11 protein-coding genes are annotated in these 15,701 nt (G+C 53.7%); 1 reads left to right on the top strand and 10 read right to left on the bottom strand.

The genetic code is table 11. From position 1 onward, the window contains the following. Window positions 1-104: 104 nt before the first annotated feature. Genes DS901_RS17165 through DS901_RS17155 form a run of 3 tightly spaced genes read right to left on the bottom strand, consistent with a single transcriptional unit; the run spans window position 105 to window position 5,265 of the window. Window positions 105-3,137 carry an efflux RND transporter permease subunit gene (locus DS901_RS17165; protein ID WP_113778157.1) on the bottom strand — a complete coding sequence of 1,011 codons (3,033 nt, stop codon included), beginning with the start codon at window positions 3,135-3,137 and terminating at the stop codon, window positions 105-107. Further along, window positions 3,134-4,207 carry an efflux RND transporter periplasmic adaptor subunit gene (locus DS901_RS17160; protein WP_113778156.1) on the bottom strand — a complete coding sequence of 358 codons (1,074 nt, stop codon included), beginning with the start codon at window positions 4,205-4,207 and terminating at the stop codon, window positions 3,134-3,136. The genes DS901_RS17165 and DS901_RS17160 overlap by 4 nt, the downstream gene beginning before the upstream one ends. Beyond that, window positions 4,204-5,265, bottom strand: a complete 1,062-nt coding sequence (locus tag DS901_RS17155) for an efflux RND transporter periplasmic adaptor subunit (RefSeq protein WP_181820921.1) — start codon at window positions 5,263-5,265, stop codon at window positions 4,204-4,206. The genes DS901_RS17160 and DS901_RS17155 overlap by 4 nt, the downstream gene beginning before the upstream one ends. Window positions 5,266-5,387: 122 nt before the next feature. Between DS901_RS17155 and DS901_RS17150 the strand changes: the two genes are divergently transcribed. Further along, window positions 5,388-6,065: a TetR/AcrR family transcriptional regulator gene (locus DS901_RS17150; RefSeq protein ID WP_113778154.1), complete on the top strand. Its 678-nt coding sequence runs from the start codon at window positions 5,388-5,390 to the stop codon at window positions 6,063-6,065. 92 nt (window positions 6,066-6,157) lie between these two features. Here DS901_RS17150 and DS901_RS17140 read toward each other — a convergent pair whose 3' ends face one another. From DS901_RS17140 to DS901_RS17110, 7 genes are all read right to left on the bottom strand, one after another. Further along, on the bottom strand, window positions 6,158-7,000 hold the full coding sequence (locus tag DS901_RS17140; protein WP_113778152.1) for a KpsF/GutQ family sugar-phosphate isomerase: 843 nt from the start codon (window positions 6,998-7,000) through the stop codon (window positions 6,158-6,160). Window positions 7,001-7,091: 91 nt separating this feature from the next. Beyond that, window positions 7,092-8,378 carry a capsular polysaccharide export protein, LipB/KpsS family gene (locus DS901_RS17135; RefSeq protein ID WP_113778151.1) on the bottom strand — a complete coding sequence of 429 codons (1,287 nt, stop codon included), beginning with the start codon at window positions 8,376-8,378 and terminating at the stop codon, window positions 7,092-7,094. Window positions 8,379-8,554: 176 nt separating this feature from the next. After that, window positions 8,555-9,907 (bottom strand): MATE family efflux transporter, encoded by a 1,353-nt coding sequence (locus tag DS901_RS17130; RefSeq protein WP_181820920.1) that lies wholly within the window; start codon window positions 9,905-9,907, stop codon window positions 8,555-8,557. Window positions 9,908-9,991: 84 nt separating this feature from the next. Beyond that, window positions 9,992-10,738 (bottom strand): SDR family NAD(P)-dependent oxidoreductase, encoded by a 747-nt coding sequence (locus DS901_RS17125; protein WP_113778149.1) that lies wholly within the window; start codon window positions 10,736-10,738, stop codon window positions 9,992-9,994. Window positions 10,739-10,814: 76 nt separating this feature from the next. Continuing rightward, entirely contained in the window at window positions 10,815-13,145 is a 2,331-nt protein-coding gene (locus tag DS901_RS17120) for a DUF4962 domain-containing protein (protein ID WP_113778148.1), read from the bottom strand. A 71-nt stretch (window positions 13,146-13,216) separates the two neighbouring features. Then, window positions 13,217-14,764 (bottom strand): extracellular solute-binding protein, encoded by a 1,548-nt coding sequence (locus DS901_RS17115; protein ID WP_113778147.1) that lies wholly within the window; start codon window positions 14,762-14,764, stop codon window positions 13,217-13,219. Between the two features lie 44 nt (window positions 14,765-14,808). Next, entirely contained in the window at window positions 14,809-15,690 is an 882-nt protein-coding gene (locus DS901_RS17110; protein WP_113778146.1) for a carbohydrate ABC transporter permease, read from the bottom strand. Window positions 15,691-15,701 lie beyond the last annotated feature (11 nt).

Here is a 15,701-nt window from a genome sequence, read left to right as displayed (position 1 = left end):
TTTTTGATCTTCCTTAGCTCAATACGCGGCGCATAATAGCCGCCCGCGTATTTTTAGATCATCCTTTTTGCGATGATGGAAGGCTTGTAATGTCGCAGGCACATTTAGCGTTTTACACGGAAAACCGCCAAGTAAAGCGCAGGCACAAATACCAGGGTAATGACTGTCCCGGCAATGATCCCGCCCATCATCGCATAGGCCATTGGCCCCCAGAAAATTTGGCGCGAAATTGGGATCAGTGCAAGGCTGGCCGCCGCAGCAGTCAGCAAAATCGGACGTGCCCGAGAATCGCTCGCCTCGAATACCGCGTCCCATGCGCTGCGGCCTTTGTCGCGGAGAACTTCGATTTCAGAGACAAGAATGATCGAGTTGCGGATCAAGATACCCATGAGTGCCAGCACGCCCAAGATCGCGACAAAGCCAAGCGGCGCGCCAGATGGTACAAGCGCGGCAACCACACCGATCAGTCCCAAAGGCGCGACACAGAACACGATGAATGCCAGCCGGAACCCTTGCATTTGCACCATGATCAACGTCAGCATGATCAAGAGCATCACAGGAACAACCGCCGCGATTGGGGCTTGGCTATCTGCGCTGCTTTCGACGGTACCGCCAACCACAGCGTTATAGCCAAGCGGAAGCGCATCGTTGTAGGCCGCGATTTGGTCCGTAAGTTGCGTGACAATCGTTGCGGGTTGGTCGTTGGTGGCAATCGCTGCTTTGACGGTGATTGTCGGCATCCGGTCGCGTTGGTGGATCACGGGCTGTTCGGTTTCATAACTAAAGGTCGCAATCGACCGCAACGGAATCGCTGTACCGCTTGGCGTAGACAATTGCAGGTTTGACAATGCCTCGACCGATTGCCGATCAGCAGCGCTTCCGCGGACGCGAACATCAACCAAATAGTCATCATCGCGTAGCGCTGTAACTGTGTTCCCATCATAGATGGTGTAAAGTGACTGGGCGATATCGCTTGACGACAACCCAAGCTGGCGGGCTTTGTCTTGCAAAATATTGATCCGCACGACCCGTGCAGGTTCGTTCCAGTCAAGCACAATCCCGGTCAAACGGTCATCTGTTGCCAACACGGCGGCCAAATCGCGAGCGTGGTCACGCAAAGTATCGGGGTCAGGACCGCTCAACCGGTATTGCACAGGGCGACCAACGGGCGGGCCAATTTCGAGAAGCTTCACAAAGATATCTGCGCCGGGAAATTCGGTTTCGGCGATGGTTTGCATCTTAGCACGAAGCGCGTCGCGGGCTGCGACGGATGGGGTTTGGATCACGATCTGACCGGTTTGCGGGCCGGGTGTCGGCACGTCAAAGGCCAGAATAAACCGTGGCGCGCCGCGACCAACATAGGATGTCCAGAACAATACGTTTTCATCATCGTCCAGATAGGATTCAAGCCGATCAAGCTGCGCTTGGGTTTCGCTGATCGCGGTGTTTTGCGGCAAGGCCATATCAATTAGCAATTCAGGTCTGTCGGAGTTTGGGAAAAACTGTTGCTCAACAAAGCGCATCCCATAAATCGATCCACCGAACACGATGACTGTCACGATAATCGTAACCCAGCGGAACCGCATCGCACTACGCAAAAGAACGTGGAAAGCGCGGCGGAAACGACCGGGTTTGACTTCGTGATGTCCGATGTTTTCTTTTAGTAATGTCACACCAATCAGCGGCGCAAACAGCACAGCAACAATCCATGAGATCGACAAAGAGACCGAAATCACAACAAACAGCGAAAACGTAAACTCGCCCGCCGCCGAGGAGTTCAAGCCAATCGGAATGAAGCCCGCCATCGTGATCAAGGTGCCGGTCAGCATTGGGAAGGCAATCGACGTCCAGGCATAAGACGCAGATTTAACAAGGCTTTCGCCCTTTTCTAGCCGCGACATCATCGTTTCAATGGCGATCATGGCGTCATCCACCAGCAAACCCAACGCGATGATCAACGCCCCGAGCGAAATCCGTTGCAACGTGAAACCGGTGTATTCCATGATCACAAATGTAATCGCTAGCACCAGTGGAATGGTCAGCGCGACCACGAATCCGGCGCGCATACCAAGGCTGACAAAGCTAACGGCGAGGACGATCAAAACCGCTTCAAGTAGCGCTTGTAGAAAGTGATTCACGGCCCCATTCACAACATGCGGTTGGTTGGCAACTTGGTGGATATCAATCCCGATGGGCAACTGCGTGATCGCATGGGCCATCACCGCGTCCAGTTCACCACCAAATTCGACAATATTCGCGCCGACGCGCATGCCGACGGCCAGACCGATCGCTTCTTGGCCTTCGTAGCGGAACAGTTCAGTAGGTGGATCTTCATAGCCACGATGGATATCGGCAATATCGGTGAGCGGGAAAAACTGGTCCCCGACGCGCAGGTTAATGTCAGCGATGCTTTGCGCGTCATCAAACTGCCCGTCGATCCGCACGAGCACCTGTTCTGGACCGGCCTTAATCACACCTGAAGGCAAAATCGCGTTTTGCGCAGCAAGCGTCGCTTGTAATGTTTCTTGGTTAATGCCAAGCGCGGCCATCCGCTCTGTTGAAATTTCCAGATAGATGACTTCGTCGCGCACACCGTAGATTTCGACCTTACCCGCGTCATCAAGCCCTTGAATTTCGCGGCGCACCAATTCGACATAGTCACGGACTTCGCGCGGGGTGAAACCGTCATAGGTGAAGGCGTAAAGATTGCCGAACACATCGCCAAAGTCATCGTTGAACTGGAAGCCAAGGAATTCTTCAGGGAAATCACCACTGATATCGCTCATCATAGTTCGAACACGTTGCCAGATGCGTGGCAACTCTTCGGCATCAGTCGACGCAAGAAGTTCGACGTAAACAATCGCCTGCCCCGCAGCAGTCACCGAGCGCGTGAAATCAAGCTCTGGCAATTCCTCGAGCTTTTTTTCAATACGGTCGGTAACTTGTGATAGCGTCTGTTCCACGTCGGCGCCCGGCAAGGCTGCCGAGACAATCATCGTTTTGATGGCGAAATTGGGGTCTTCTTCACGGCCAATATTCACATATGACATCGCCCCCGCAACGACCGAAACAATCATCAAAAACCATACAAAAGACCGGTGCGATAGTGCCCAATCGGACAGGTTAAAACGGTTCATTGCGATACACTCCGGCCGATGGTTTGATTTTCACGCAAAGAATGAATGCCGCGCAAGACGACCTCATCGCCGGGTTCGATACCTGATACCACCCTGACGTGATCGCCAAATTGTGCGCCTAAGCTGATCGTGCGCAGGTTCACGACATTCTGGTCACGGTCGACGATCCATACGGCGGCATCTGCGTCGGGATGTAGAACCGCGCTCAGAGGCACCGAGATAAGCGTCGTGCCGTCACCGACTGCTTGGAGCTGGACAAGCGCGCCAAACCGAAACCCCGCGGGCGCATCTGACAACACCAAATGCACGCGGCGGTTCCGGGTGAGGCTTTCCGCGACGGGGTCAACTCGTGCCAGTCGCGCGGTGGTGGTCAGTTCAGGATTGGCCACAAGCGCCACGTCAAAAACCGTGCCGATTTCAAGCGTCGCGAGGCCTTGTTCGCTAATATCCACGACAATTTCGCGTTCGTCCGTATTTGCAAGGCGTAAGACCTCTAGCCCGGGTGACACCGATGCGCCAACCTCTTGGTAAGCGCCTGTGATAACCCCGTCTTGGGGCGCGCGCAGGACCGCAAGATCAAGTTTATCCTGCACACCCGCAAGGTTGGCCTGTGCTTGTTCAAGCCCGGCTTGCGCGGCAACAAGTGTACGCTGCGCGTCTTCTTGGCGGGTCTCAGAATCGACACCGCGCTCGGCGAGTTCAACTGCACGGTTCCAAGCCTGTTCTGCGGAACCCAAGTTTGTCTGGGCGACCAGCACGCCAGCCTCTGCACTACGGACCTCGGCTTGTAGGTCTTTGGGGTCAAGTGACGCAAGGATTTCGCCTTTTGCGACCAATGCGCCTAAATCAACGCGGCGTTCGACCAACGTGCCGCTAATTGGGAATCCCAGTGCGACCTCATTTCCGGCTGCGACCGTGCCGATATAGGTTGTCTCTTGGACGCTGCCATTTCCCACATGCATCGACACCACTGGGCGCGGTACATCGGACACGATATCTGACGCTGCGGGTGCAGTTTCCGCAAACATTGGGTGGGCGGCAAATGTGATCAACAGCGCTAATCGTTTCATTGGTTTGTCTCCGCTTGAGCCTGCACTAACCGGCCAGGGTACAAAAGCTGAGCGCCGGCCGTGACGACCAAAACACCGTCAGCCAATCCATCTGAGACAAGGATATTGCCTGTTTCAAACCGATCCACTGTAATTTGCTGCAACGAAACGCGCATGGTTTCAGGATCAACCACCCAAACGGCGGGGCCAAGCCGGGACGCGGACATCGCGCGATATGGCAGCACGATCCGGTCGGAAATGGCTTCCGTTGTGGTGCCACGGATAGGGTCACCATATTCGACACCTGATGGCTTTTCGTCGATTTGCACTTTCACCGCGACGGTTCCAGTCGCAGGGTCAACCAATGGCGAGACTTCGCGAACGGTGCCAGAAAAAATCTGATCAGGGTGATCCAATGGGGCAAGGGACACACCCCCGATCGAGGTCGTGCCAGTAAAGAGGCTTTCGGGCACTTCGAACACGGCATCAACAGCGCCACCCAGAGCCAATTCCACCACCGGCTGAACCGCACCCACGACCTGTCCGGGTTCCGCAAGTCGGGCAGTCACTGTGGCCGCCTGCGGTGCGACAATCGTGGCATCTTCCAGCGCCTTTTCTGCTAGCTCTAGGTCTGCTTGCGCTTGGGCAAGTACGCCCTCTTTGACGCGGGTTTGATCGGCTGCGGCATCACGGGCCACGCGGGTCGTGGCCCCCCGTTCGAGCAGCGCTTCCTGGCGTCGCAAATCTTCGTCTGCCTGATCCCGATCTGCTGTCGCTGTTGAAACGCCAGCACGTGCTGCGCGCAGGGCTTGTTCTTGCTGAATAGACGTAATGCGCACCAAGATGGCGCCAGCTTCGACAACATCGCCTTCGTGCACATCAATACTGTCGATGCGTCCGCCGCTTGGGAATGACAACGCAAGCGCATCGCGCGCTACAATCTCGCCGGTGAGGGCAATGTTGCGGGTCGAAACAGAAGATTGCGTGGTGACGACCGAAACGACCAGCGGTTCATCAGCGGCAACTGGGGCTGAGAAAAACAGCCCTGCAAACAAAACAAATACGGGAATGCGGCGCATAGGTATGTCCATTTCATCATCATGGTCTTTGCAATCCGCGCGACAGCCCGCATCAGATAACAATTGCTATCTGGGCGACATAGCGCTGGAACATTCAGATTACAACTGCTATCTGACTGCCCATGGCAAAGCAATCTAAACGCACCACATCCCAACAACAAACACGCGACGCCCTCACCCAGGCTGGCGCTGAATTGATTGCGCAAAACGGATTTTCTGGCGCTTCTGTGCGCGATATCGCCGCGCGAGCGGGGTACACGCAAGGTGCCTTCTATTCAAACTTTCGAAACAAAAATGACCTTGTTCTTGAGATCATGCGCAGCCAGTTCCAATACGCTTACGCGTCAATGGAAGTTCTGAGCAGAGATACCTCAAAATCGACCACAGAAATAGTCAGCGAGGCGTCACAATGGTTGCGCGAAATCTGTGGATCAAGCGAAAGAGCGCAGCTCGAAGCGGAGATTAGCCTGCATGCATTGCGCGATCCGACCTTCGCAGAAAGCTATTATTCATTGTTCGATGAACAAGCGGACAAGATGGCACATATCGTCCAAAAATCCGCCGATGCGCGCCAACTGAAGCTGCGCGCTCCTGCACGTCAACTTGCGATGGGTATGATCGCGATGGCGCGTGGGCTCAAACTCATGATGCCCAAAAATGATCCTCAGATAATCCTAAGCACGCTTGCGATATTCTTGGATTCCACCATGCAACCGGGGTTCGTTGAACGCGAAGACAATGACGGGTTGCCCCCCGACGTCAGCGCGGACGCAATCATGAATCTGAAGCAACCCCAGTAATTTAGACGCGCGATCCACCACCAAGATAGCTGTAATCGCTTGTTTGCTCATCAGTGCGAGCGCCACAGAGGCAGGGATATCCGGTGAGACTGTCATCGGCTACCAAGCACCAAATCTTTGGCACATGATTGCCAGAGCCGGTTCACATTTCGACGCATATCGCCATCCGTAATGAGACCGATCAGCACGTCATCTTCACAGACAATCGCGGCACCGAACCCTTTGCTGGACATTGTGATGACGACGTCTTGCATCTTAGCATCGGGGGCAACGATCGGCAGAGCGTCCCCGCGATGCATGAGATCTTCGGCCTTCAGCAATTGCGCGCCCAGCTTACCACCGGGGTGGTAACGACGGAAGTCATGTGGCGCAATATTGGACAGATGGCTGACGCCCACGGCCAATGCATCGCCGATGGCCAAAGCCACTGTGGTTGATGTCGTTGGGGCAAGCCCGTGCAAACAAGCCTCTTTCAATTTGCCGTGTGGGATCACAATTTGACTCGCTTTGCCCAAGGTGCTTTGCGCGTCTGCGGTGATGCCAATCACCGGCACGCGGTATTTGGCACAATAGGCAAGCAAGTCGCCTAATTCTGCGGTCTCGCCCGAATTTGATATCACTAAGACAACACTGTCGGTGGCGATAGCGCCAAGATCACCATGGCTCGCCTCTGCGGCGTGTAGGAAGATAGACTGCTTGCCCAGCGATCGAAATGTCGCTGAGATCTTCTGCGCAATGTGGCCGCTTTTGCCAACGCCGGCGATGACAAGCGGACCGCGCACAGTGTGAATCAACTGTGCCGCGTCGCAAAGCTGCGCTGGAGGCGATCGGCGCAATGCCAGTAGCGCTGATGCTTCGATTTCTAACGCCTTGTGAACAACGTCAAAAAGGTTATGCGGCTTGGCCTCTTGATCAGGTCTGGTGATATACGACATTCGGTTCCTTAGTTTTTATGCGCCTGTGACACCGCCGAAAAACGGTGCGAAAAACGTGATGATGAATTTGTGAAACTTGCGCCGATGCCCATTAGGCCGCACCCGATCGAATGGCTGCCGGTATCGGTCGCGATGTTTGCTGTAATTCTTGTTTGAGTTTGTCTGCAATCGCGGCGGCCGCGACATGGCGACCGGTAATGCAATAAAAGTCGCCGGGTAAAAGGGCCGTGGCTTTCACCGCCCGCAAAAACATCGCCACATTATCTGCGGGCTTTACACTGCGGTCGTTCAGGAATTCCCAAATGTCATATGGGCTGTTTCCCACTGTCACCACGGCGTCATGACGATAGATGGCATCGCCCATCGCGAGAATTGGGATATTGTGACGCAATGCCGAAAATGCGGAGGTGGAATTGATCACGATCATGCCCGACGCATGGGCTGCAATATCGCCAATTGCGCCAGATTTGAGGATGTGTACCTGACTTTCTATCCCCAGATCCCGTGCAGTTCTTTTAATGAGCCGTTGGGTTTGACGCGCCTGCCGGTCCAATGGATGAAGTTTAAATACGAGGGTTTCTGAGGTGTGCGTGTGCCGAAATGCGCTGAGCGTCTCTTGTACTAATTTTTCATTCGACCAACCGCGCGCGGCATACAAAAGCTGGCTATCGCTTGGGACTTGCAAAATGACCAGTACAAAATTCTTGCGCAGCTTTCCCCGAAGGCGGCGTAACAAAGGGCCGCTGGTGTGCCGCGCTATGCCGCGCACCACGGCATGGCTGGCCCATGTGTATGCGAGGCTGAACACCCCTTCGCGTTTGCGGTGAAAAAGAGATTGCTGGTACCAGGTTGCCCGAAAATCACGGCGCATGTAATATAGCGCCGCCCAAAAACACATTTTAAGATAGGCGTTTGGTGGCGTTACTGGCGCGGGATAATCGCCCGCGCAGTCTTGACCGGGGGCCCATTGGCACAAAGGTGAACTGTCATTGTTGCCACCAATTTCGCAGGTCACATATCCGGATCTTAAATACCCTTCTTCTAGGCAAATTACCCGGACACCATAGGTCGCGGTAATTTGCCGCGCGATATGATGGGCCGGCCGCATCACCCCAAACATCACAACGAAGTCTGGTAAATTCTGACGCATTTCAGCGTCAAAAAATTGCGCCCAGTTATCAAGCGAGCCTGAAAACGGCTGGGTCATTTGGCCCGCTGAAAACCGTTCATCACCTGCGTTAAATGTGACACGTTTCGTGCGAAAGCCATGTGCATTTAGCTCCTCTTGGAGGTCGCGGAAAAAGGGACCGACCGGCCCTTGTAGCAAAAGAACATAGGGTTCTTGCGTGCGCGTTGAACGATCTACGTAATGAAACATTGTATCCTCAAACCGCTGATCCGGCAGGGTTGTTCGTAGACGAAAGAGTATGCATTCAAGAATTCGCCTCTTGCATTCAATTCACACAACACGCGCAGCCAGCGAGCACATGCTATAAAGTGAAGCTACAGCGTCGGAGTGAAATTTGCGTAAACGCCATCTTTGTATGGGGATCGCTATTCGTCGTCTTTCCCGCCTAATTTCCATTTCCCGCTGTAAAACCGCAGATGGAACAAAGGAAATTTGACAAGCTCTTCGGCGAGGAACAGCGAAAAGACCCAAAACACGGGTAATTCAAGGTAAACAACAAAAAGCACCGTTAGCGGCACTTTGCACAACCATGACCCGACAATGAAAATATGCATTACATACAGGGTATCGCCACCCGCCCGCAGCGATTGCCCGCAGATCGCGTTGGATCCCTTGGGGAACGGCAAAAGCAGTAAAACAGGCAGAAAGCTGAACAATGCGGCCCGCGTTTCGTCTTGGAGGTCCGCATAGAGGCGGCCCGACGCGAGACATAAGATAAGATAGGTCACCGACACGACGCCTGCCGCGACAAAGGCCATGCGCCACGCGCGGCTAAGAAATTCGTCAAGCGCGTCGCCTGGTGTGTCTTTGGCAAGCAATTGGGCGACGGTGATGCCCGTTGCTTGCGCCCACGCGATCCCAAAGGTGCCAGCAACCTGAACCCAAGGCGCAATAAGTGTCATCGCAGCAAAGGCGTTGATGTTCATCTTAGCATAGATCAACGCGCAGACGTTGGTCGCCAACGTCATGCTGACAAATGTGCCCGCAATCGGGGCGGCAAATTTCAGATGCCGTTTGAGTGAGATAAATAGGGTCGCGTGTAGCCAGCCTGCCACATCGCGGTACCCACAGGTGTCATTATAAAAATGCACCCCCATAAAAATGGTGCGTGTGACAGCGGCAACGACGGTCCCCACGGCCGCGCCAACCACACCGAGTTCGGGCAACCCATAAAGCCCATGGATCAGAACCACACTGACGGTCACGTTCACAGGCAATGCGATCAAATAGCTATAGAACGGGGTCTTTGTATTGCCGCAACCGTTGAAAAAACTACCCAGACACTGGCCGACAGCCTCTATCAAAACCACCAGTAGAAAGACGTGCAAGTAGGCTTGGGCTTGGGTCGCGATGTCTGGGGTGTGCGCAAACGCAGTGATGATCCGGTCACCAAAGATCAGTACCAAGACCAATCCAATCGACGCCATCACAAGGTTAATGATGATACCCGCGTAAAACCCGGTTTTAAGCGCCACCGGCCTGCCCGACCCAAAGGCTTGCGCCAATCGGATTTGCGTCGCGCTTGAAAAGGCAAAAAGCACACCAAGCAACACCCCGCCCAACGATGCAGCCAATCCCATCGCTGCGAGCGCCTGTTCACCCAAACCAGACACTAAATAGGCGTCAATCACGATAATGCCGTGCAGCATCATCGCCTTAAGCGTCAATGGCCAAGCCATTTGCAAGACTGTACCTGTGCTGGGTGTGAGCGACTGCATTGCAGTGATATCCAAAGGCCCTATGGCCCGCATTGGTGAAAACAGCCCCATGAAACGGGGCTGTTTTAGTCGTTTATGGCGTTCTTAAGAGAACAGCATGCCGCCATTGATATCAACGTTTGTGCCGGTAATGAACGCAGCTTCGTCAGATGCGAGGAACACAGCGGCTTTGGCGACATCTTCGGAAAGACCTTCGCGTTTTAGCGGTGTTACGTTCGCAACATGTGTGCGGACTTCCGGTTTGGTGAACACATTGTGGAAATCAGTGTCGATCATACCTGGGCAAAGAGAGTTGACGCGGATGTTTGGACCCAATTCTTTGGCCATGCTGCGTGTCAATGTCATGACCGCACCTTTTGAAGCCGCATAAGCGCTGGAACCCGGTCCGCCGCCATCACGGCCTGCTTGGGACGCCATTGCCACGATTGAAGATCCCGCACCCATATGTGGCAGGCATTCGCGCACAGCCAACATGAACGATGTTGTGTTCAACGTCATCACTTTGTTCCAGTGGTCAAGCGTCATGTCATTCATTTGAACGCGCGCAACGATGCCGCCTGTGACGTGCATGAGATTGTCGACCTTGCCAAATTCAGCAACTGTTTTCGCGACTAGTTCTTTGACGTCTGCTTCGCTTGTCATGTCGCCTTGAAGGGCAAATGCATTGCCGCCAGCGGCTTTGATTTCTGCGACCGCAGAATCCGCACCTTCAGAGCTGGAATGATAGTTGATCGCAACATTTGCACCCTGTGCCGCGAGTTCCAGCGCACATGCGCGCCCGATATCACGACCGCCGCCCGTTACGATTGCTGTTTTGCCTTGAAGTTTCATTTTTCTCTCCAGTTTTAAAAATTTACCGGCGTTTCTGATAATCCAGAACCGCCGCGTTGTAGGTATGCCTTCGGGATCATATCCCGGTGCTGGCTAGCTTTTTCATGACGACTTTGAACGAATTCTCGTCCGCGTCGGTGAAATACAGATCGCAGTCATAGCCTTGGTCATCCAAGAAATGAAAGACCCGTTTGGGGTCATCTTTGGGGTAAGGGACAAGTAATGTCGCCACCCGGTGACGTCGCGATTTCGTGTAGTTTACACTTAGGAATGACCCAACGTGTTGGTCTTTGATTTCCGACATATCGACGCCCGGATACCCGGTGGTTTGCGTCAGGGTTGGCGTGGTGCCTTCGGACCAAATGACCTGCCCGTAAAATCCGGCGCGTTCACCAGTGTTACGGAAAGAATTTTTGCCTAGATCAAAGGCGTTGTTTGCGTGCAACCGCCATTCAATTTCCACTTCTTCAGAGGCATCGATACTATCGACGATCACAAAATAGCTGTCGCGCACAAAATACACTTCGCGCTCAACCTTGGTGATCTCTGGTGTGATCAGCTTATAGGCTTCCGTCGCATCGCCTTTGATATAGACGTGGTCGTCGCGTTCCTCGGCGGCGGTAATTTTGCCTGTGGATTGCATTTGCAGCGACTTGTCGCGGCCCGCATATTGCCCCTTGCCGTTGATCAAGATCGCGTTCTTTGACACGGTTTGTTTGCGCCATTCTTGGTGCATGGTGCTGTTAAAGGCGACGTAATAGCCCGACTGTACAGCCAAATCTTCGCCGTATGCCGCCAAGCAGAACGCATTTTGGTCGCCGTGGCTGTGACTGATCGACCCAAACGGGGAGGACTTCATCACAAATTGGATATGTTGCGTCGGGTCATCCATCCGGTGTTGGATCGCGGTCCAACCAATGCCTTCAAAGAACTTTAGCTTATCAATGTCAGACGGTGGCACGGCATCCACAACGGGCCAGTCGGTCCGGTAAAGCATTTCGTCAAAATTGAAATCCCACCAACCGTAGTTATAGAACGCCATTTCGGTGCCCTGATCGTTACGCTTGATCTCGTCATAATACCATTGGTAGGCGCCATTGCCGGTGACCCCAGCAAACTGGCGCAGGTTATAGCCAATTTTCAGGCAAGGCAGATCACCCATCGTGCTATCGTCGCCAAACGTTGCGCGGCGCGTGTCAGGTGCTTTGGTGTAAAGCGGCATGTCGCCGGTATGCTGAAAGAACGGACGCTCATATAGGTTGATCCCGGTAAACAGTTTCAACAGGTTTGCCGCCTCGGTCAGGTAAGCCATGCCGGTCATCCAATAGTGTGGACCCTCGGCCCAGCCACCATCGGCATCACCCCAAGGGGAATAGACGGTGAAGAGGAATTCAATCGAATAATCCAACCATTCACGGGCTTCGGGTTCTTCGTCCAGCATGGCAATCGCAGCAGGGATTAGAACCGCCGACACCGCACGCACCGCGTGGCTGTCGTATGGAAACAGGTGAATATTAGCGTGCTTGATGATGTGATCTGCGATTTCGCGGGTACGGATCAACAGCGCCGCGCGGACCGTGTCGCGTTCATCTTGCGACATATCATTATAGAGCCAGTCATACCCCCAAGCCAAAGCATCGGTCACGCGGAACGCCCATTCATCGGTATACCCGCGCGATGTGACGCCAGCCGTGTCCCAGTTTGCGGCCTCAAGCAACCATTCTTTGGCGCGGGCAATCATTTCTGGATCATCGGTGACATGACCACCAATCGCTAAATGACGGATCGCATAGATTAGTTCTTGGCAGTCGATATAGGTCTGGCGCCAAATGGGCGCGACACGCTGATGGTTGGGATAGCCTGCGGGTTCTTTCATCACAGGGCGATCCATCCATGGAAGGACAGATTTTTCGTAGAACGTGGACCATGTGCAATGATCTGCGTCCTTCGCCACGTCTTCTTTAAATTGTTTCAGCCCAGTTGGGCTTTGCCACAGACGCGGATGCGCCATATCGGCGTTTGCATAGCGGTCGACGCGGTTTGGCAAGGGTACTTGGGGCAGGTCGGTTGCAACTTCAAAGCTACGCGAGGTACTCCATTGTGTGGCCACAGTGTTTGATTGGGTATCCCAAACGGCGTAAGACCAGTGATAATTGCCCGGCTCAAAGACGACGTCGGGCGTCAAGAAATTCAGCGCGATATCTTCGAATTGCTGCGTTTTCGCGGCTGGGTATGTTGGGTCAGTGGACACGCGCACGACATAATGGGCCTCGTCTGCGACAACGGGCAGCCATGTAAACCGGGGCGGGTTTTCAGTCACGCTTTGTCCATCGGGCGCGTATTGAATGTTGAGCCGCCCCGCACGGGGTTCGTCTAAATATGCTGCTTGAGTGGTGCGCGTAGCCATCGAAATTCGTCCTAGTCTTCAAAAGGGTTTAGACTGCCCGCCAACATGTGGCGGACAGTCCGGGAGGAAACTTAATTGCCGTATTGACGTGTGTATGCGGCTTGCATCACTGCGATCACGTCGTTGTAGCCCATGCGATCCAGCTGGGCGACGTAGTCGTCCCAGTCAGCTTCGATGTCGCCCGTGCCCAAAATCCACGCCTGTTGACGTTCCAGCATGTAGGTTTGGATTTGGGTCCAGTTCCGATCGTAAATGCGTTGTTCATCTTCGTTGAACGCCACACCCAAGAATTGGTCGATCAGCAGATCATTCGCGTCGTAAAGCTCAATCCCTTCACGGGCGGCTTCTGCTGTCCACTGCCATTCGTAACGGTAGTCCTGCCAGTAACCACGCTGGATTTGTGCGCCGACTTCGTACATCTGCGTGTTCACCGCGATGCCGCCATTCAGAACCTCGTCAGTAAAGACTGGTTCGCCGTCGATCATGTTCCATGTGTCGCCTTCAACACCAAAGTTCGACAACAAACGGCCTTCTTCAGTGAAGAAGAAATCAAAGTATTTGATTGTCTCAACGACGTTTTCATTGGTGTGGCTGATCGCCCAACCGTCGGGTTTGAACGGAATGCGGCGGTGTTCTTCCATACGCACACCGCTGATAGATGCGGGCGGCAAGTAAGGCACAAAGTTAAAGCCTTCGACCGTTCCTTCAAGCGACGCATTGTAGCCTGATGTTGACGCAAACCAATCGTGGGTCATCCCACCAAGGTTTTCAGACAACAGATAGTCACGTGAACTGGACCCACGCGTAAAGATTTCTGGATCGATCAAGCCTTCGGCGTACCATTTGGCCAAATGCGCCATGCCGTCGCGGTAGCCCTCGGTCGCATAAGGGTGCTGCAACTGGCCGTCCACAACCATAAAGTCATGATAGGTGTCAGAGCCACTGGAACGGCCATCCCAGAGGGTCACATAGCGGATCAGTTCTTCCCACTGACGCTGAAAAATCGGGATTTCATCTTTTAGGCCATTGCCATTTGGATCATTGTCGCGGAATGCAACCAGCACGTCATACAATTCGTTCACGTCCTGCGGCTGTTCTAGACCAAGCGTGTCCAACCAGTCTTGGCGAATGAAGTAAGCGCGGCCGAACTTACCATCGGGCAGATAGGGGATGTAGTACATGTTGCCATCCCACGATGAAATCGCTTGGGCAATGTCGGGGCGTTCGTCAAAGAATGCTTTGATGTGTGGGGCATGTTCTTCGATGAGATCGTTCAGCGGTACAAATGCGCCTTCGGGGCCGTATTGGTTGACCGCATCTTTGATCCGGTGGCCGCCAACGATGTCAGGCAGATCGCCAGTCGCCAACAGCAGGTTGATCGCTTCGTTGTGGTCAGTTGTGTTCTTGCCTGAAGTCGCGTCAAGCAGGTGAATACCTGTCATCTCGCGGGCAGCCAATTCGACCGGATATTCTTCGTTGTAGCCCTGTGCACGTGGCCAGTGCATGTGGATCGTCAGCTCGAGGGGTTCATCCACAATTTGCAGATGCCCGTCCGCATGTGCCACTGGCGCAATCGCCGTGGTCATCAAGATGGCCGAAGCCAGTTTCATTTTACGCATAGTTACCTCCAATTATGCAGTTTCGTTCGACGTCGTTATCCGGATCACTCTTTCACCCCTCCCAAAAGGATGCCTTTGTTGAAATACTTCTGAACAAAGGGATAGATCAGCAGAACCGGAATGATGGAGCAGACAACAATCGCAGCCGTGACGGTATCAACCGAATAAGGCGCGTCGATCAGTGTTGCCGCAAATTGTTCGTCATCTGAAAGTTCAGTAATGACGTGGCGCAGATAGACCTGCAGCGGGATCTTCTGTTCGTCTTGCAACAGAACCATCGCCCAAAAGAACCCGTTCCAGCGTGCAACAATGCAAAACAGCGTGACTGTCGCGATCGCGGGTTTGGACAGCGGGATGTAGACCTTGCGCAGTACCTGAAAATCATTCGCGCCATCCATGCGTGCAGCTTCTTCAAAGGATGCAGGGATGCTTTCAAAAAAGTTGCGCAGCAAGATGATGTTAAACGCGTTGCAGGCAAAGGCGATGATGATCCCGAAATAGCTATCCAGCAGGTGTAGGTCGCGCATGTTCAAGAAAAACGGGATCAGTCCGGCGTTAAACCACATGGTGAATGCCACCATCAGGTTCCAAAAACGGCGACCGTAAAGTTGGGGGCGTGACAAAGCGTAAGCGCCCGGAATGATGATGATCAGGCTCATCACCGTGCCGCCAATCGTGTAGATGAACGTATTGCGATACGATATCCAGAACTGTGGTTCAGACAGAACCTTGCCATAGGCGGCAAAGGTCATATCAACAGGTGTCAGCACCACGGTTCCCGCTTGCGCTGCAAACCCAGAGCTAAGCGATAGCGACGCGATATAGATGAACGGGTACAGCGTTGACAGCGCGAACAGCCCAATCAAGATCATGTTGGCTATGACAAAGCCTTTGTCACCGCGCGAATAGAGATTCATGTTCGCCATTTTCTATTCCC

This window comes from Loktanella sp. D2R18, assembly GCF_003318235.1.
Taxonomy (GTDB): Bacteria; Pseudomonadota; Alphaproteobacteria; order Rhodobacterales; family Rhodobacteraceae; genus Yoonia.
Note: the sequence above shows the minus strand (reverse complement) of the source record. Positions and strands in the feature narration are given on the sequence as shown.